This window comes from Methanofollis tationis (assembly GCF_013377755.1).
Classification (GTDB): Archaea; Halobacteriota; Methanomicrobia; order Methanomicrobiales; family Methanofollaceae; genus Methanofollis; species Methanofollis tationis.
Genome location: NZ_JABXWR010000001.1, coordinates 1650919 through 1668293, shown reverse-complemented (window position 1 = coordinate 1668293; position 17375 = coordinate 1650919). Strand labels below are relative to the sequence as shown.

General features: G+C 63.9%; 16 protein-coding genes. 11 read left to right on the top strand and 5 right to left on the bottom strand.

Annotated features, from left to right (window positions below; all coding sequences use genetic code 11):
• Positions 1-87 precede the first annotated feature (87 nt).
• The 4 genes from HWN36_RS08740 to HWN36_RS08725 all read left to right on the top strand — a co-directional run bounded on the left by HWN36_RS08740 (position 88) and on the right by HWN36_RS08725 (position 4610).
• The gene (locus tag HWN36_RS08740) at positions 88-1554 is read left to right on the top strand and encodes a DHH family phosphoesterase (protein ID WP_176788984.1); all 1467 of its coding nucleotides are present in this window, start codon (positions 88-90) and stop codon (positions 1552-1554) included.
• On the top strand, positions 1544-2164 hold the full coding sequence (locus HWN36_RS08735) for a 6-hydroxymethylpterin diphosphokinase MptE-like protein (protein ID WP_176788983.1): 621 nt from the start codon (positions 1544-1546) through the stop codon (positions 2162-2164). The genes HWN36_RS08740 and HWN36_RS08735 overlap by 11 nt, the downstream gene beginning before the upstream one ends.
• On the top strand, positions 2154-3800 hold the full coding sequence (locus HWN36_RS08730; protein ID WP_176788982.1) for a radical SAM protein: 1647 nt from the start codon (positions 2154-2156) through the stop codon (positions 3798-3800). Before HWN36_RS08735 ends, HWN36_RS08730 begins: the two co-directional genes overlap by 11 nt.
• A 141-nt stretch (positions 3801-3941) precedes the next feature.
• Entirely contained in the window at positions 3942-4610 is a 669-nt protein-coding gene (locus tag HWN36_RS08725) for an MBL fold metallo-hydrolase (protein ID WP_176788981.1), read from the top strand.
• A 361-nt stretch (positions 4611-4971) separates the two neighbouring features.
• Here the strand turns inward: HWN36_RS08725 and HWN36_RS08720 are convergent, their stop codons facing one another.
• Positions 4972-6117 (bottom strand): CBS domain-containing protein, encoded by a 1146-nt coding sequence (locus HWN36_RS08720; protein WP_176788980.1) that lies wholly within the window; start codon positions 6115-6117, stop codon positions 4972-4974.
• A 52-nt stretch (positions 6118-6169) separates the two neighbouring features.
• Here HWN36_RS08720 and HWN36_RS08715 point away from each other — a divergent pair, with 52 nt between their 5' ends.
• Positions 6170-6439 (top strand): PRC-barrel domain-containing protein, encoded by a 270-nt coding sequence (locus HWN36_RS08715; RefSeq protein WP_176788979.1) that lies wholly within the window; start codon positions 6170-6172, stop codon positions 6437-6439.
• 15 nt (positions 6440-6454) lie between these two features.
• Entirely contained in the window at positions 6455-7177 is a 723-nt protein-coding gene (locus HWN36_RS08710) for a tRNA(His) guanylyltransferase Thg1 family protein (protein WP_176788978.1), read from the top strand.
• On the opposite strand, the gene ileS is transcribed toward HWN36_RS08710, so the two are convergent.
• A complete protein-coding gene (gene ileS, locus HWN36_RS08705) occupies positions 7160-10333 on the bottom strand; it encodes an isoleucine--tRNA ligase (protein WP_176788977.1) in 3174 nt (1057 codons plus the stop codon). The genes HWN36_RS08710 and ileS overlap by 18 nt on opposite strands.
• 141 nt (positions 10334-10474) lie before the next feature.
• Here ileS and HWN36_RS08700 point away from each other — a divergent pair, with 141 nt between their 5' ends.
• Positions 10475-10921 carry a TIGR00725 family protein gene (locus HWN36_RS08700; RefSeq protein WP_176788976.1) on the top strand — a complete coding sequence of 149 codons (447 nt, stop codon included), beginning with the start codon at positions 10475-10477 and terminating at the stop codon, positions 10919-10921.
• Here the strand turns inward: HWN36_RS08700 and HWN36_RS08695 are convergent.
• The 3 genes from HWN36_RS08695 to HWN36_RS08685 are packed head-to-tail and all read right to left on the bottom strand — an operon-like array spanning position 10887 to position 14118.
• Positions 10887-12743: a molybdopterin biosynthesis protein gene (locus HWN36_RS08695; protein WP_176788975.1), complete on the bottom strand. Its 1857-nt coding sequence runs from the start codon at positions 12741-12743 to the stop codon at positions 10887-10889. The two genes, HWN36_RS08700 and HWN36_RS08695, sit on opposite strands and share 35 nt — an antisense overlap.
• Positions 12737-13939: a molybdopterin molybdotransferase MoeA gene (locus HWN36_RS08690; RefSeq protein ID WP_176788974.1), complete on the bottom strand. Its 1203-nt coding sequence runs from the start codon at positions 13937-13939 to the stop codon at positions 12737-12739. Before HWN36_RS08690 ends, HWN36_RS08695 begins: the two co-directional genes overlap by 7 nt.
• Positions 13936-14118, bottom strand: coding sequence for a hypothetical protein (locus tag HWN36_RS08685; RefSeq protein WP_048103823.1), 183 nt, complete (start codon positions 14116-14118; stop codon positions 13936-13938). The genes HWN36_RS08690 and HWN36_RS08685 overlap by 4 nt, the downstream gene beginning before the upstream one ends.
• Before the next feature lie 80 nt (positions 14119-14198).
• Between HWN36_RS08685 and HWN36_RS08680 the strand changes: the two genes are divergently transcribed.
• Genes HWN36_RS08680 through HWN36_RS08665 form a run of 4 tightly spaced genes read left to right on the top strand, consistent with a single transcriptional unit; the run spans position 14199 to position 17276 of the window.
• Positions 14199-15503 (top strand): D-aminoacyl-tRNA deacylase, encoded by a 1305-nt coding sequence (locus tag HWN36_RS08680; RefSeq protein ID WP_176788973.1) that lies wholly within the window; start codon positions 14199-14201, stop codon positions 15501-15503.
• Positions 15500-16594, top strand: coding sequence for a cell division protein FtsZ (gene ftsZ / locus HWN36_RS08675; protein ID WP_176788972.1), 1095 nt, complete (start codon positions 15500-15502; stop codon positions 16592-16594). Before HWN36_RS08680 ends, ftsZ begins: the two co-directional genes overlap by 4 nt.
• Positions 16595-16599: 5 nt before the next feature.
• The gene (locus tag HWN36_RS08670) at positions 16600-16800 is read left to right on the top strand and encodes a protein translocase SEC61 complex subunit gamma (RefSeq protein ID WP_176789609.1); all 201 of its coding nucleotides are present in this window, start codon (positions 16600-16602) and stop codon (positions 16798-16800) included.
• Positions 16800-17276, top strand: coding sequence for a transcription elongation factor Spt5 (locus HWN36_RS08665; RefSeq protein ID WP_176788971.1), 477 nt, complete (start codon positions 16800-16802; stop codon positions 17274-17276). Before HWN36_RS08670 ends, HWN36_RS08665 begins: the two co-directional genes overlap by 1 nt.
• The last annotated feature ends 99 nt before the right edge of the window (positions 17277-17375 follow it).

Here is a 17375-nt window from a genome sequence, read left to right as displayed (position 1 = left end):
TGTGCTTTGACCATACTATGTTAGCCTAATTTCGATATAAAGGTTGCGGCGATGGTTAATTATCCCGAAAGATCACACAAGACTGCGATGGCCGATGCAGCTCAGACCGGGTCGTCCGGGAAGATCAAATACCTCATATGCGGCTGCGGGAGCACAGGATACAACGTCGTTGAGGAACTCCTCAAAGAGACCGATTCAATCCTCATTCTTGATAAAGATGAGAAAAGAGTGCAGGATCTGCTCGATCAGAAATATCAGGCGATCGTCCGGGAACTCAAGGATCCGGCAGCGCTTGACGAATTGCCTGTGCCCGAAGTCATTTTCGTTCTTTCAAACGACAAGGACGCAAACCTCGCCGTCGTCAGGACCGCCAAGGCGAAATATCCATCCGCCCACCTGATCGCACGCGCAACCGATCCGGTGAGCAAGAACCAGCTCGAGGCCGCCGGCGCCGATGTGGTGTTATACCCGCAGGAGGTGATCGCCAAGACCGCCGTGCTGCGGATCAGGAGGCTATCATCGTCGCGCATCGCACGGCGCCTCTATACTCTGCTCGGATCCTGGGAGGGGACCCTTGGGATCATCGCTCATACCAACCCTGATCCCGATTCAGTATCAAGCGCCATGGCGCTGGCGGTGATCGCGCACGACGCCAGCGGCGGCAAACTCGTCTCGCGTATCCTGTACGACGGCACCATCGGCCACCAGGAGAACCGCGCCTTTGTCAACCTCCTCGACATCAAGATGGAGCAGATCACGCCGGAACTCCTTTCGGCCTGCGACCACCTTGCCCTTGTAGACTCCTCGGGGCCAGGCGTGAACAACGCCCTCGGTAAGGACGCCCGCGTGAACATCATCATCGACCACCATAAAAACGGCACCCACGACACCTCCAAGGTCGATTTCGTCGATATCAGGCCGGGCATGGGGGCGACCGCCTCGGTGATGACACAGTATCTTCAGGAACTCGACATCCCGGTCGATACGAAGGTGGCGACCGCCCTCCTGTACGGCATCAGGGCGGACACACGGGACTTCCGGCGTAACATCACGCCTCAGGACTTCAATTATGCCGCATTCCTTCTCCCGCTCACCGACCGCGACATCCTCGACAAGATCATGTCCCCGGCCGTATCGCAGGAGACCCTCGAGGTAATTGGCAGTGCCATCCAGGACCGCGAGGTCGTTTCGGGTTATCTCTTCGCCAACGTAGGCTACCTGCGCAACCGGGACGCCATCCCTCAGGCCGCCGATCTCCTCATCAATCTTGAGGGCGTGAACACCGCCATCATCTACGGGATCACCGACACCAGCATCATCTTCTCAGCGCGGAACCGGGACATCAGGATTCACATCGGCAAGGTGCTCGAAGAGGCGTTCAAGGGCATAGGCGAGGCAGGAGGGCATGCGACCATGGCCGCGGCCGTGATCCCGCTCACCTATTTCTCGATGGTCAAGGACAAGGAGGAACTCCTCGGCCTGATCATCGAGCCCATCCTGAAGCGGATCCGCAGGATCGTCGGGCTGGAGGACGAGGCGAAACATGAGGTTTGAGGACTGGGAACCGCTGTACGAAGAGATCCTGGACTACTTCTCCTTTGACCGGACCGGCGACGAGGAGGCCGCCCGCATTCTTGCCGACCTCCTCGACCGCGACGATCTCCCTGCCCTCGACGCCCTCTGCCGCGGCCGCACGGTCACGGTCTGCGGCAACGCCCCATGCCTGCCGCGCCAGGTCGACCGGATCAAAGGGGCGGTCATCGCAGCGGACGCCGCCGCCGAGGTGCTGTACACCCGCGGCATCCGCCCGGACGCCGTCTTCACCGATCTTGACGGGGCGACCGACGCACTGGCGGAGATGAACCGGCAGGGAACAGTTGTCGTCGCTCATGCGCACGGGGACAACATCGCGCTCCTGCGCGCCTGGGTGCCCAGGTTCTCCGGCCCCATCGTCGGGACGACACAGGCCGAACCCTTCGGGCGTATCCACAACTTCGGTGGGTTTTCCGATGGCGACCGCGCCGTCTTCGCCGCCCATGCCCTCGGGGCGGCGGACGTTCGTCTTGTCGGATTCGACCTCGACGACCCCTCGGTCGACCCGGTGAAGCGGGGCAAACTTATCTGGGCCCGCCGCCTCCTCGCCCTCCTCGGCCATGACCTCTGACGCAGTCATCCTCGACGGCTACGTCGACGAACCGGCGTGCCTCGGCGTCCCGCCCTATATCTCGCCCTACATCAGGTACTGCGCCGGCGTGCTCGCCGAGCGCGGTTATACCGTCAGGTACACCACCATCGACGCCGTGCGCAAAGACCCCCTGGCCCTGCGGACGTTCTCCGACGCCGCCCTCCTGCTCGTCATCGCCGGTGTCACCGTGCCGGGGAAGTATCTTGCCGGCACCCCGGCGACGCTCACCGAACTCTCGCAGATCGGGGTGCAGATCCGCGGCCCCAAAAAGGTGCTGGGCGGGCCGATCGGCTTCGGCTACGCTGCCGAAGGCGGGAGGAAAGCGGTGCGGGCGGCGGCGGCAGGGTTCGATCACCTCCTCCAGGGCTCACCCTCCGCGGCGCTCGACTCCCTCCTGGGAGGTGGCGAGCCCACGGGACAGGCCGACTACACGGCTATCGACCGCTGGAGCGTGCTGGGCGCCCCGGTCGTGCGACAGCACCCGCTCTTCCCTCGCGTCATGATCGAGCTGGAGACAGCGCAGGGCTGCTCCCGCTCGGTCACCGGCGGCTGCTCGTTCTGTACCGAACCCTTCTACGGCCCGCCCCACTACCGCGCTGCGGCCGGGGTCAGTGCCGAGGTCGGGGCGCTCCACGCCGCAGGGGCCCGCCACTTCCGTCTCGGCCGCCAGCCCGACCTCCTCGCCTACGGCAGCGCGGGCGGCGCCGAGTTTGCCCGGCCACGGCCCGAACTCATCGAGGCCCTCTTCTCAGGGATCCGTGCGGCGGCACCAGACCTGCTGACCCTCCACATCGACAACGTGAACCCCGGCACCATCGTCCATTATGAGGAGGAGAGCCGCGCCGCCCTTGCAGCGATCGTCGCCGGGCACACCCCGGGCGACGTCGCCGCTTTCGGGATGGAGACCGCCGACCCTGCGGTGATCCGGGCGAACAACCTCAAAGCACTCCCGGACGATGTATTCAGGGCGATCGAGATCGTCAACGAGATCGGCGGCGGCCGCCGGGACGGCGTCCCCGACCTCCTGCCCGGCCTGAACTTCGTCTGCGGCCTCGCCGGGGAGACCGCCCTGACCTACGACAAAAACCGGACCTTTCTGGAGCAGGTGCTCGCCTCCGGCCTGATGGTGCGGCGGGTGAACATCAGGCAGCTGATGCCCTTCGCCGGCACACGCGCCTACGACGAGAACACCCTCGGGCAACAGGACGCCGCCTTCAGGGCCTTTAAAGAGTGGACGAGGACGAAGTTCGACCTCCCGATGCTCGGCCGCGTCTTTCCCGCGGGCACCGTGCTGCGCGATGTCGGGATCGAAGTGAGCGGCAGGACGAGTTTTGGGCGGCAGATGGGGTCTTACCCCATCCTGGTCGGCTTCCCCCTCGCTCTTCCCGCGGGTGCCGTCACCGACGCCGTCGTCGTCGGGTGGGGGATGCGCTCTATCACCGCCCTGCCGAAACCGATCGAGATCAACACGCTGCCGCACACGGCGATCGGCCACATCCCCGGCATCGGAAAGAAGATCCTGCCGAAGGTGCTCGCGAAGCGCCCCTTCGCCGACCTCGCCGCCTTCAGGCGGGTGGCCGGGGAGACGCCGCTGGACGACCAGTTCGCTTTTTAAAAAAAAGATGGGGGGTGGGCCGGAGAGTATCCTGCGGGAGGTCAAAACGCACTGCGTCAGGTTCTGACGTTTTTCACCATCTCCCTCATCTCAATACATTTTTCCCGGACGGCGGACATCTGTCACCACGGAGGCGGATGAGTGTCGGCAATTGAGGTTTATCCCGTCAGGCTGGGAATTGCATATGCCTATCTGGTCAGGCAGGACGGAACAATTCTTATCGATACCAGATATCCCGGGAGCGAAGAGGCTATCCTTGATGCGGCGAAGGAACGGGGAATCGAACCCGGAGATATCCGTTTAATCCTTCTCACCCACGGGCATGGTGATCATGCTGGTTCGGCGCAGAGACTCAGGGAGATGACCGGGGCAAAGGTTGCCATTCACCGGGATGATGCAGAAAAACTCAGAAACGGATACCAGGGGCTGTTGCACCCGACCGGTCTCTCCGGCAGGTTCATGCGAGCACTCCTCGGGGGTGAGAAGAAGGCCAGGTTCCCGCCGGTTGAGCCGGACATTCTCATTTCGGAACGGTTCGATCTTCGGGAATTCGGGATCGACGGGGCCGTCATACCGACGCCGGGCCATACCCCCGGTTCGGTTTCGGTATGCCTCGCCAGCGGGGATGCGATTGTGGGCGATGCCATCATGCCATCAATACCGTTCGAAAAACCGGGCCTGCCCTTCTTTGCAGACGATATCAACGAGACGAAAAGGAGCATCGGGATCATCCTGGCGTGGCGTCCCGCACGGATCCATACCGGACATGGCGGGCCGTTCCTGCCGGATGACCTCAAAAAATACCGGTGAATGTACTTTTGGTGGGTGCGGTTGTTCTGGCCGCCGTGAACCAGAAAAATAAATTATAGAGGCTGGCTGAGGGCCGAGATCTGGGGGGGCTAAGATTGATCAATTATTCTGAACGGTACGTCGGGTGCGCCCCTACCAGCGGGGCTTCTGCTCCCCAACGCTATGACCGGTGCGAGGATGAGCATACACTCGGGCCGGCCCGTCCCCGCAGATCCACGGCAATCGCATGCAGAGGCCCGGGGGTGCAACCCCCGGCGCGGTGGCATCTCCACCCGGAGAGAGTATTACCCCCGGGCAGGGGCGGACTTCGAGTTCTCGTTAGATCAGATCTTCGAGTGGAACAGATCCCCCCACCGCGCCCTCACGCCTCCTTGATCTCCAGCGTCGTCATGATATCGGTCCTGGTGACGATCCCGACCAGATCGTTCCCCTGCTTCACCGGTATCCGGCCAATCCCGGTCCTGGACATGATCTGCATCGCCTCGGCGAGGGCGGCCGAGGGCGAGAGGGTGAGAACGTCCTTCGACATCAGGTCGCGCACCTGCATCGCCTCGCGGTCGATCTCGGGCGCCGCGTGGACGTCGCCGAGGGTGACCATGCCAACAAGGACACCCCGGTCCACCACCGGAAAGCCCAGGTGCTTGGTCTCGTACATCATCCGCATCACCTCGGAGACCGAGATTTCAGGCGGCACGGTCTGGACCGGCGAGGTCATCACGTCGCCGACCGTGACGTCCTGGAGCAGGAAATTATAACGGACCATTGTGGCCTCCTGGTTCGCCCCGATGTAGATGAAAAAAGCGATGATGATCAGGATCGGGTTGAAGACGAGAAACCCAAATATCCCGAAGAATACGGCGAACCCGCGGCCGACATCGGCGGCGATCCGGGTCGCCTGATGAAGGGGCATCTTTTTAGCAAGCCAGGCCCGCAGCACCCGCCCGCCATCCATCGGAAAGGCCGGGAGCAGGTTGAAGAGGAAGAGTATGATGTTTAACAGGGCGAGGTAGCCGAAGAAAAAGATCAGGACACCGCCGATCGCGGGGCTGATCTGCCCTCCGACGACCAGGGCGGCGGCGGCATAGGTGACGGCCCAGCACACAAGGCCGATCGCCCCGCTCGTCAGGGGTCCGGCAAGCGCCATCGGGAGCTCGATCTTCGGGTCGGGCAGCCCCTCTTCCATCGAGGCGACGCCGCCGAAGATCAGGAGAGTGATCGAGTTTATCTTGATACCTTTCGACCGGGCCACCAGCGAGTGAGCGAGCTCGTGGACGAGCACCCCGGCAAAAAGGCCGAGCGCTATTGCTGTCCCAAGGATATAGGGTGCGGCCCCGCCGGCAAAGAGGGTCATGGTGATCTCGGTGCCAAAGAGGCCTGCGATCAGTTCGGTCGTGAGGAGTATCTGCGAACCGATGATCCATGCGAACAGGGGGATCACCAGCAGGAAAGTCCAGTGAAGATAGATAGGAATGCCGAATAAGTGCCCGATCTTAAGGGATCCGTTCATGTGAAATGATAGACTTTTTATCGTTTATAGTCTATACCATGAACCGATAGTGATGAAGACACAGGTCACCGAGCTCTTTGGGATGAACGTATACACCGATAAGGCGATTCTCGTCGGGGAAGTCGACGACGTTCTGCTTGACATCGACGGAAAAAAGATCGACGCCCTTGCAGTGGGGAAACTGAACCCCGAACTTGCCGATTCCAAGGGTCACCGCGGCCTTCTCATCCCCTTCAGGATCATAAAAAATGTCGGGGACATCATCATCGTCCGTCACATTTCGACGGCATTTCGGAGCACAAAAGACGAGAGCTTCTCCTGAAGCGTTCATGAACCCATGGAGAGCCACGAGATCTTCTCGGCCCTTGCTATCTACCCCCCGGTCTTTCTGCGCCTCGACGGCCGCTCCTTCCACGGGCTAACCCGGACCTGTGAGAAGCCCTTCGACGCCCGGTTCCATGCGGCGATGACCGGCACCTGCAGGCGACTGCTTGCCGGGAGCGGCCTCAACCCCCTCTTCGCCTATACGTTCTCCGACGAGATCAATCTCTACTGCACCGCCCTCCCCTTCGGCGGGCGGGTGGAGAAACTCGACTCGGTCGCCGCCTCCTATGCGGCGAGCGCTTTCACCCTGGAGTACGGCTGCGACGAACCCATCGCCTTCGACTCCCGCGTCGTCCCCGCAACGCCCGAATACGCCCTCGAATACCTTGCCATGCGCCAGGCCGAGGCATGGCGGAACCACATCAATGCCTACTGCCAGGCGGCCCTGGTGGAGGATGGGCACACACCCCGAGAAGCGGCTGCAATGCTGCGGGGGATGAAAGCCGCCGGGATGCACGATCTGATGTTTGCGCGGGGGGTCAACCTCACCGAAACGCCGGCATGGCAGCGGCGCGGCACCCTGGTCAGATATGGCACCTATACAAAAGAGGGGGTGAACCCGCAGACCGGGGAGCGGGTCACCGTCCAGCGGCGCGGCGTCGTCATCGACGAAGACCTGCCGCTCTTCCCGGCCCCTGAGGGCCGGGCCTATCTCTTCTCAGTCCTGGGCCCGTGAGAGGCCCATCAGCATCGGCACGCCTTCGACCTCCCATTCAGCAGTGAGTTCCCAGGCGCCCGAGAGGGCAGCGCCATCGTGGACAGCAAGCGAGGCGGCCCGCACCTCGCCGCTGACGAGATTGGTCATACCCCGCACAAGGTCGGCAACGCCTGCATCGGCGATCGCAATCTCGACGGCGATGTTCTCGTCCACCTTCAGGTCACGCTGCCGGCGCATCTCCTGAAGACGGCGGACCACCTCGCGGGCATACCCCTCGGCCTCGATCTCCGGCGTAAGGGTGACATCGACATAGACGGTGGCGTCGGGCATCGCGGCGGCAAACACGCCTTCAGGGACCTCTTCGATGAACGTCACCATCTCAGGCGTCACCTCAAAATCCCCGACGCTCGCCTTACCGTCGGCTTCGAGTGCGGCCTTCAGGGCGTTGCCGTCTGCCCCCTCGATCGCCCCTTTCACCTTCGGGGCCTCTTTTCCAAATTTCGGGCCCAGCACCCGCATCACGGCCTCGGCCTTCCAGCCGATCCGATCCCACCACCCGGTGACGACGGTGACCACTTTCGCGTTGGCGCGGGAGGCGCAGAGTCCCGAAAGCCTGGCGACAGCGTCCCGCACCGCCGGGGCGTCGGTCACGACCACGACCTCGCCGACCGGCCAGCGAAGTTTCCGCTTTCCGTCCTGCCGGGCCGTGGCCACGGCATCGTCAAAGGACTGGACGACACCCATCGCAGTTTCAAGGGGCGCGTCGATGAGGGCGCTGTCGGCCGCGGGCCAGTCGAGCATATGGACGCTCGCCGGATCGCCCTCGCACCGCAGGTTCCCGTAGATCTCCTCGGTGAGGTGCGGGGTGAAAGGAGCAAGGAGGCAGACGAGCCTGCGGAGGACGTAATACACCGTCTCGTAGGCGTAGCGCTTCTCCGGGGCGTCCTCTTCGAGCCACATTCTGGGCCTGACGATCTGGAGGTACCACCGCGAGAGGTCTTCGAGCACGAAGGTGATGAGCGAACGGGTGACCCGGTGGAGGTTCAACCCGGCGAAGTCGGCCTCCACACTGGCGACAAGGCTGTTGACCCGCGAGAGGATCCAGCGGTCCTCGTCCGGCATCTGATCAAGCATCCGCAGAACAGCCGTCTCATCCCAGAGTCCGCCTGCGGTCTGTGCGGGTGCGAAGTTGTCCAGGACCATATAGGGCAGGGGGAAACGGTAGACGTTCCAGAGGATGTTGAGGGCCCGGTTGACCGTCTTCACGCCTTCCCAGTTGAACTTCATATCGTCCCAGGGTGCGTTTGCGGAAAGAACGTAGAGGCGGAGGACGTCCACGCCGAAGGTCTTTATCACTTCCTCCGGGGCCACGACGTTGCCCAGGCTCTTGGACATCTTCCGCCCCTCTGCGTCAAGGGCGAAGCCGTGCATCAGCACCGATTTATAGGGAGCCCTGCCGAAGGCAACCGTCGAGGCGCCGAGCTGCGAGTAGAACCAGCCGCGGGTCTGGTCCTGCCCCTCGGTGATGAAGTCTGCGGGCCAGTATTTCTCGAACGCCTCTTTTTCGCCGGGGTAGCCGAGGGTCGCCCACGAGGCCACGGCCGAGTCGAACCAGACGTCGAAGATGTCGGAGACCCGGCGCATCGTCCCGCCGCAGGTGCAGGGGATGGTGACCGCATCGACGTACGGGCGGTGCGGATCGGCGACCGCCTGCCCGCTCGCCTCTTCGAGTTCGGCGACGGTCGCGATCACCCGCCGTGCATCGCAGGTGTCGCACTGCCAGACCGGGATCGGGATGCCCCAGTAGCGCTGGCGCGAGATGCACCAGTCGCGGGCCTCCTTCACCCAGTCGTAGAACCGGGCGCTGCCCGCCCAGTCCGGGTACCAGGTGACCTTCCCGACCTCGTCGAGAAGTTTGTCCCGCATCTCCGAGGCCTTGATGAACCACTGCTCGGTGGCCCGGAAGATGATCGGGGTCTTGCACCGCCAGCAGTGGCCGTAACGGTGGGTGGTCTTCCCCTCGTGGAGGAGGCAGGGGCCAAGGGCGTCCATGACCTGCCGGTTCGTCGCCGGGTCTTTGACGTAAAGCCCGTCAAACACCCCGGCCCTTTTTGTGAACCGGCCGGTGCCGTCGACCGGGCAGAGTACGGGAAGATCGTATTTGATCCCGGTGAGGTAGTCGTCCCAGCCATGGCCCGGTGCGGTGTGCACGAGCCCGGTATTTTCGAGGGCCACGTAATCGGCGAGGACGACGCGGTGGGCGATCTCCTTCTGCGCCGGCACTGAAGCGGCGAGCGGGGACTCGTACTCCATCCCGGCGAGGTCGGCGCCGGTGACGGTTTTGAGAACATCAAAGTGCTGGTACCGCCCTTTCCTGAGCACCTCCTCGACGAGCGCCTCGGCGATCCAGAGTTTCTCCTCGACGCCCTCTTTCCGGGCGGCGACCAGGGCGTAGACGATCCCGGGGTGGGCGGCCACAGCGACGTTTGCCGGGAGCGTCCATGGCGTCGTGGTCCAGATCACCAGGTACTCGTCATCGGTGCCTTTCACCGGGAACTTCACATAGATGGAGGGGTCGGTGGCGTCGTCGTACTCCACTTCAGAGTCGGCAATGGCGGTTTCGCACCTCGGGCACCAGTTCACCACGCGGTGGCCCCGTTCGAGCATCCTGTTCTTCTCGGCCTGCGCAAGCGTCCACCACGCCGCCTCAATATACTCCTTTTTAACGGTCTGGTAGGGGTTGTCGAAGTCGAGCCAGATACCAAGGGCTCTGAACTGATCAGACATCACCGCCATGTTGGTAAGGGCAAATTCCCGGCAGCGCTCGATGAACCGGTCGATACCGTAGGCCTCGATATCCTTTTTCGAGGTGAAGCCAAGCTGGTGCTCGACCTGAACCTCGATCGGCAACCCGTGCATATCATAGCCGGCCCGCTCGATGACGTTCTTCCCGCACATCCGGTGCCGGCGGAGAACGGCGTCCTTGATGATCTTGTTCCACGCTGTTCCCAGGTGGATGTGGCCGGTGGTGTACGGGGGGCCATCTACAAAGAAGAACTGCTTGCCTGAACGCCGCAGATCTTTTACCTGAGCATAGGTGTCGGCGGCCCGCCAGAACTCCTGGACGCGCCCCTCGATCGCCTGTGCATCATAACTGCTGGTGACTTCCTTCACCTCTATCCCTCTGCACGCCCCCGCATGGGGCGGTAATCATGCGTAGTGTGGTGGGGTGTAACAGACAAAGTAGTTTTTCAATCGGGCGCGCAGAAGGGGCGGGCGCCACGGTTTTTACCTTCAGGTACCGATCCCTCACCCATGCAGATCGCAATCGTCGGGGCAGGGGACTGTTCCCCTGAGGAATACGAAGCGGCAGAGATCGCCGGCTACCTGATCGCCGGCAACCACGAAACCCTCGTATGCGGCGGGCTCGGCGGGGTGATGGAGGCCGCATGCAAGGGGGCGAAGGAGGCGGGCGGGACGACGGTCGGGATCCTGCCGGGCACCGGCGGGGAAAACCCGTACCTCGACGTCGTCATCAGGACTGGACTCGGCCATGCGCGAAACGCCCTCGTCGTCGGGTCGGCCGACGCCGTGATTGCTATAGGAGGGAAATTCGGCACCCTCTCTGAGATCGCCCTCGCCCTGAAGATGAAAAAAGCGGTGTTCGGGGTTGGCACCTGGAAGATCGACGGCGTCTTCCCCTGCGCCACACCCGAAGAGGCGGTGCTTATGGCAGTACGCGCCTCGCGCCTGTCTCGCTGACCCGGTATCCACCCATCTGCAGGAGCACCTGCTTGAAGGCGTCCGAGTCGATCGCATCGACGCAGGCGCGCACCCGCGGGTCGTCAAGGGTGTCGGTGTGCATCGCCAGCTCATAGCGCTCGGTCGCCACCGGGGTGAACTTCAGGCCAAGCGCCTGCGCGGCCGAGTACACGCCCATGCCGCAATCGGCCTCGCCCGAACGGACGGCCAGGGCAACGCCGAGGTGTGTGGTGAACTCGCGCTCGTAGCCCCGGATCAGGGCCGGATCGACCCCTCGCTCTTTCAGGAGATAATCGAGGAGCAGCCGCGTCCCCGAACCCTTCTGCCGGTTCGCATACCGCAGGGCCGCCAGGTCGTCGAGCGTGACGCCTTCCCGCGAGATCAGCCCCTGCTCGCGTTCGGCGACGCAGACCAGAACTATCTCCTCGCCGGGGAGGTACTTCTGGAGGAAGGAAATGTTGTACTCACCGTCGGGAGCGAGCAGGTGCATCGGAGCGGCGTGGCACTGCCGCTTTTTCAGGGTGAGAAGTCCGCCCATGCTCCCGGTATGGGTGGAGTGGACCTCCACCCCGCCGGGCCGGACCATATCGGCGAGACGGTCCAGGCAGGGGTCGTGGCTCCCGGTGATCAGCACCGCTTCCTCGGCCTGCCGGCGCGGGACCATCAGGCGCGCCCGTATCGTCTCACCGGCCTCGACGCCCTCCTTTGCAGCCGGTATGGTCATCACGGCGTTCGCCCGGACAGCACTCATCTGGACGCCGGCGCCGCGCGACTGGGGCACGGCAACCCAGCGGCCGCCGATCCGCCCGGTCGAGAGAAGGACGAACTCGTCGGTGCCGATATCCGAGTGCAGGGTGGTGGTGAGGGCGGCCTCGACGGTCCCGGCCTCAGGCACGGGAAACCCGTAGCGGGCAACGAGCGGGGTGACAATCTCACGGAGCACGGTGAGGGCTGCGAGCGGGTAGCCGGGCAGCCCGATCACCGGTTTGCCCTCGATTTTCCCGACGATCACCGGTTTTGCCGGTTTGATCGCCACGCCGTGGACGAGCACCTCCCCGAGTTCGGCGATGATCGAGGCGGTGTAGTCGCGCGTCCCCGCCGACGATCCGGCCGAGACGATGAGGAGGTCGTTCTCGCGCACCCCCTCCAGGATCGCCGACCGTATAAGGTCGGGCTCGTCCGGGACGATGGCGTAGCGGCGGGCCTCCACCCCGAGGGTGCGGAGGTGCGCCGCCGCCATCAGGGTGTTGCTCTCCACCGCCTGGCCCGGGCCCGGAAGGGTGCCGGCCGGCACCAGTTCAGACCCGGTGGGAACAAGCCCGGCCGAGAAGGCGAGCGCCTCCACCTCGGTCACCCCATAGGATGCGAGCGCCCCGAGTTCATGAGGGCGGATCAGGTGCAGGGAGGGGAGGATCATCTCGGACTCGCCGATGTCCTCGCCAACCGGGCGGACGTGCTGCCAGGGGGCGACGGCCTTCCTGACCGTATAGGTACCCTCGCCGATCCAGACGTCCTCGATCATCACGACGGCGTCGTATTCGGGCGGGACGATGTTTCCCGTGTTCACCCGCGCGGCGTTAGCGAGGACGACCGGGCGGCTCTCGCTGGCCCCCCGGGTGTCGGCGCTCCGCACGGCGATCCCGTCCATCGCCGATATGTGGATGGTCGGGACCGAGAACCGGGCGAAGATCGGGGCGGCTGTCACCCGGCCAGACGCCCCTGCAAGGGGCACCCGCGCCGTGCGGGGGCGGCACTCAAACGCCTCTCCGATGATTGCCAGCGCCCGCTCCAGGGAGACAAGGTCGAGGTAACGCTTCACCACAGGACCACCTCCACCTCTTCGCCCGTCTCGAAGCCTTCGCACCCCGCAGGGACGACGACGATGCCGTCGCTCTGCACCAGGGTGTTAAGGAGGCCGGACTTCCCGAATACCGGGGTTGCGGCGCCGTCCTCAAGGCGGACGCGGACATAGTCCTCCCGCCCTTTCGCCGAAGGGATGTTGGCGGCGAGGCGCGCCCGCACCCGGCATGGGCTGACCGGGGTGCCGCTCATCGCCGCAAGCAGGTGGCGGACGACGGCGACAAGCACGATAAAGGCCGAGCCCGGGTGGCCGGGGAGCCCGATCACCGGCGTCGTGCCGACGCGCCCGATGATCGTGGGCTTTCCCGGGGCGATGGCGATGCCGTGAATGAGCACCTCCCCAAGGTCGCCGATCACACCGGCCGACATATCACGTACGTCCTTCGAGCTCCCGCCCGAGATGAGGACACAGTCGCAGGAGGCGGCCGCCTCCTCCAGCACCGGCCGCAGGAGGGCGGGGCTGTCCTGCACGATCCCATAGAGGCGCGGCTCGCATCCCTGCTCCTGCACGAACCCGGCGCAGAGATACGAGTTTGCATCCCGCACGCGGCCCGGTGTGAGGGCAGCCTCAACCGGCACGACCTCGTTGCCGGTCGAGATGATCCCGATTTTCGGCACCCGACGCACCGCCACCTCTGCGACGCCGGCGGCGGCGAGCACCCCGAGGTCCTGCGGGGAGAGACGCCTGCCGGCCGGGAGGACGACGCTGCCTGCGGCGAAGTCCTCATCGCGCCCGAGGACATTCTCGCCGGGTGCGACCGCCCGGTGGACGAGCACCTCGTCTCCGGCCCTCTCTGCGTACTCCACCATGGCGACGGCGTCCGCACCCGGCGGCATCACCCCACCGGTCGGGATGTACCAGCAGCGATCGGGCCCGACGCTCCCGGGCGGCGCCTGCCCCATCTCGATCCGCCCCTGGAGGGCGAGCATCGCCGGCATTGACTCGGACGAACCGGTCGTGTCCGATGCCCGCACCGCATACCCGTCCACCACCGAACGGTCGAAGCCTGGGAGGTCGCCGCCGGCCCGGACGTCCCCGGCGAGCACGCGGTGGAGCGCATCGCCGATCGGCACTATCTCATCGCCGATCGCCGGGGCGATAGACCTGACGGTCTCCACCGCCAGGGCGACCGGGACTACCTCGAGAAAGAGACTCATTTAAAGCAGCCCAGCTGACAGCCGCGGATCTTGATCTTCGGGTCGTGCCGGTTGCAGTAGCGGGCGATGTCCATCTTCGGGATGCCATACTTCTCGCTGATAGCGAACGCTTCCTCGCACCGGATCTCGGTCGTGATCCCGCTCTCGGCAAACGCTTTTGCGATCAGATTTTCGTCCATGATGATGTGGTTGCCCTGCAAAAAGATAGCGTTTCCTGTGGCGGGCAACCCTTTTGCTCCTGTGAGGATAGATCAGGATCATGCATATCGCCCTCCTCCACTCCCGCCTTGACCCTGCGGGCACGAACCTGGCCCGCCGGATCCGCTCTCTCCTCGAGGAGCGGGAAGACTGGCCCCTCCCTCGTGCCGCCTCCCTGTCCTTCCACGAGACCGGCGAACGGATCATCCATGCCGAAGGGGTTGATGCCGATCTCATTGTATTTCTCTCCAGGCATACCAGTTCCCACCCGGTGCCGGCCCTGACCGTCCACGTCACCGGCAACTTCGGCGAACCATGCTTCGGCGGCGAGGCCCGGAGCCTCGCTCCCGCCGCGCCCGAGATGATGCACGCCGTCCTCCGCGGCCTCGCCTCCCACGCTCCCGCCGGTTACCGGGTCAGCTACGAGGCCACCCACCACGGCCCGACAGCACTCCAGGCCCCTTCCCTCTTCGTCGAGATCGGGAGTACTGAGACGGAGTGGAACGACCCGGCGGCGGCAGAGGCGGCCGCTCTCGCCGTGCTGGAGGCCTCCCCCGGGCCGGTGATCCCCCTCGTCGGTTTCGGCGGGACACATTATGCGGTCAGGCAGACTGAAATCGCCCTCTCCTCCCGGGGCGCCTTCGGCCACATCGCCCCCTCCCGGGAGGTCCCTCTCCTCGACGATGCGATGGTGCGAGCGATGGCGGAGAATACGGGGGCCGTCGCCGCCTATATCGACAAAAAAGCCCTCCCTCCAAAAGAGGTGGACCGCCTCCTTGCACTCCTGGACGATGCCGGCCTCCCCATCCTCTCAGAGGGCGAGATCACCGGAATCGGCGACCTCGCATGGGAGACCTATGCGGCGATCCGAACGATCGGCGATAGGATCGCCCCGGGGGGCAGGGTGCACACCGGCACCCTTTCCGGGCGGGGTGACCCCGGAGTCGTGGACGTCCCGGCCCATCTCCTCTCCGAGGCGGAGAAGGCAGATGGGAAGGCCCTGCGCGAAGGGCTCGCACAGATGCCCGTTGCCGTCGTGGTCGGCAGGGACGGAGGGCTGACACCCTCAGTCATTACCTTCAAGAATCAAAGCGAAGAAATAATACATGATTTAATATCCCTGTGTATTAAACTCATACATGACCGGTGGAGCACTGCAACCGACGGGGATCACCTCGTCGTGAGAAAGATGCGGTTCGATCCCGCACAGGCCCGGGCGCTCGGTGTGCCGGGCGGCCCGTCCTTCGGAAGGCTCTCTCGCGGCCAGAACATCGAAGTGGAGGGCCGGACCATCACTCCTGCTATGGTGCAGTCCTGCAGTGAGACACGCATCCACATCCCGGGGTTGGAGAGGTATATTACATGAAGTCCATTGTTGAAGAGGCATTATCACGGGCACGAGAGGAATTCGAGGATATCGTCCAGCCCGACGACGAGCTTGAGGATCTCCTGCGAGATCTCAGAACAGAGATCGTCGTTGTCGGGTGTGGCGGCAGCGGCTCAAACACAATGTCGCGCATCGCCGATGAGGGCATCACAGGAGCGCGGCTGATCGCCATCAACACCGACGCCCAGCACCTGATCAGGACGAAGGCCGACAAGCGGATCCTTATCGGACGGCAGCGCACCAGAGGTCTGGGCGCCGGCTCGATCCCCCAGATCGGCGAGGAAGCGGCCCTTGAGAACGAGGAGCAGATCGTCGGCGCCCTCGAGGGGGCCGACATGGTCTTCATCACCTCAGGCCTCGGCGGAGGGACCGGCACCGGATCGGCCCCGGTCGTCGCCAAGGCCGCCCGCGAGGAGGGGGCGCTCACCATCGCCGTCGTCACCCTGCCCTTCACCTCCGAGGGCTCGATCAGGATGGAAAATGCAGAGGCCGGGCTCGAACGCCTGCGCGACGTCGCCGACACCGTCATCGTCGTCCCGAACGACCGTCTGCTCGAAGTGGTGCCCCGTCTGCCCCTGTACGCCGCCTTCAAGGTGGCCGACGAGGTGCTGATGCGGGCCGTGAAGGGGATCACCGAGTTGATCACCGTCCCCGGCCTGGTGAACCTCGACTTTGCCGATGTGCGGACCGTGATGGAGCGCGGCGGGGTTGCCATGATCGGGATGGGCGAGTCCGACTCCGAGGACAAGGCCGCCGACTCGGTGAAGAAAGCCCTGCGATCGCCTCTTCTCGACGTGGACATCTCGGGCGCCACGGCGGCGCTTGTCAACGTCGTCGGCGGGCCCGACATGACGATGGCCGAGGCCGAAGGGGTCGTGCAGGAGGTCTATGACCGGATCGACCCCTCAGCCCGGATCATCTGGGGCGCACAGGTCGATCCCGAAATGCAGGGACGGATGCGGACGATGCTCGTCGTCACCGGGGTGAACTCCCCGCAGATCTACGGCAGAAGCGAGAGGGCTTCCAGGCCCAAGGTTGCAAAAGAGTTTGATATCGACTTTCTGAGGTGAAAACAATGGAAATCAATGCTGAATCCATCAAGATGACCAATATCCATGAGGAATTTTTCAAGAAATATCTCCGCGTCCTGAAACTGGCCAGGACGCCGAGCCGCGAGGAGTTCCAGAAGATCGCCCTCGTGGCAGCAGTGGGCGTCCTCCTTATCGGGTTCATCGGGTTTATCATCTATGAGATCATGCTTGTGCTGCCGCACTGATGCACATGACCGAGGAAACTGAAACCCATATATTTGCCGTCAAGACGACGGCAAAACAGGAGCGTGCCGTTGTCGACGGGATCTATCATGCGATCACCGTCGACCCGTCGTTCAAGGTGACGGCCGTGCTCTCCCCTGACGAGTTGAAGGGGTATGTGCTGGTCGAGACGCTCGAACCGGTCGCCAGGATCGAGGAGTTGATCGAGTCGGTGCCAAGCGCCCGCACCGTGGTGCCGGGCGAGACCTCCCTTGCCGAGGTGAGCCATTACCTGGTGCCGAAGCCCGCGGTCGCAGGGATCGATGAGGGGACGATCGTCGAACTGATTGCAGGACCGTTTAAGGGTGAAAAAGCCATCGTAAAACGGATAGATACCTCCAAGGAGGAGATCACCGTCGAGCTCTATGAGTCCATGGTCCCGATCCCGATCACCGTGCGCGGCGACAACGTCCGGGTGATCGACCGGGGCGAAACCTGATCCTCTCCTTTTTTTTTCCCTGCCCCGGTGATAGTTTTATCTGGCCGCCAGCGAAACCCTAGTCACCCAAGCACAGTACCCTTTCGGGGAAAGCATGGT

What these genes read in the sequence shown, in the direction of transcription:
- HWN36_RS08670 (WP_176789609.1), top strand. Translation starts at nt 16,600, where the DNA reads ATGGAAATCAATGCTGAATCCATCAAGATGACCAATATCCATGAGGAA.
- HWN36_RS08720 (WP_176788980.1), bottom strand. Translation starts at nt 6,117, where the DNA reads ATGAACGGATCCCTTAAGATCGGGCACTTATTCGGCATTCCTATCTAT.
- HWN36_RS08710 (WP_176788978.1), top strand. Translation starts at nt 6,455, where the DNA reads ATGGAGAGCCACGAGATCTTCTCGGCCCTTGCTATCTACCCCCCGGTC.
- HWN36_RS08730 (WP_176788982.1), top strand. Translation starts at nt 2,154, where the DNA reads ATGACCTCTGACGCAGTCATCCTCGACGGCTACGTCGACGAACCGGCG.
- ftsZ (WP_176788972.1), top strand. Translation starts at nt 15,500, where the DNA reads ATGAAGTCCATTGTTGAAGAGGCATTATCACGGGCACGAGAGGAATTC.
- HWN36_RS08715 (WP_176788979.1), top strand. Translation starts at nt 6,170, where the DNA reads ATGAAGACACAGGTCACCGAGCTCTTTGGGATGAACGTATACACCGAT.
- HWN36_RS08665 (WP_176788971.1), top strand. Translation starts at nt 16,800, where the DNA reads ATGCACATGACCGAGGAAACTGAAACCCATATATTTGCCGTCAAGACG.
- HWN36_RS08740 (WP_176788984.1), top strand. Translation starts at nt 88, where the DNA reads ATGGCCGATGCAGCTCAGACCGGGTCGTCCGGGAAGATCAAATACCTC.
- HWN36_RS08680 (WP_176788973.1), top strand. Translation starts at nt 14,199, where the DNA reads ATGCATATCGCCCTCCTCCACTCCCGCCTTGACCCTGCGGGCACGAAC.
- HWN36_RS08690 (WP_176788974.1), bottom strand. Translation starts at nt 13,939, where the DNA reads ATGAGTCTCTTTCTCGAGGTAGTCCCGGTCGCCCTGGCGGTGGAGACC.
- HWN36_RS08735 (WP_176788983.1), top strand. Translation starts at nt 1,544, where the DNA reads ATGAGGTTTGAGGACTGGGAACCGCTGTACGAAGAGATCCTGGACTAC.
- HWN36_RS08685 (WP_048103823.1), bottom strand. Translation starts at nt 14,118, where the DNA reads ATGGACGAAAATCTGATCGCAAAAGCGTTTGCCGAGAGCGGGATCACG.
- HWN36_RS08700 (WP_176788976.1), top strand. Translation starts at nt 10,475, where the DNA reads ATGCAGATCGCAATCGTCGGGGCAGGGGACTGTTCCCCTGAGGAATAC.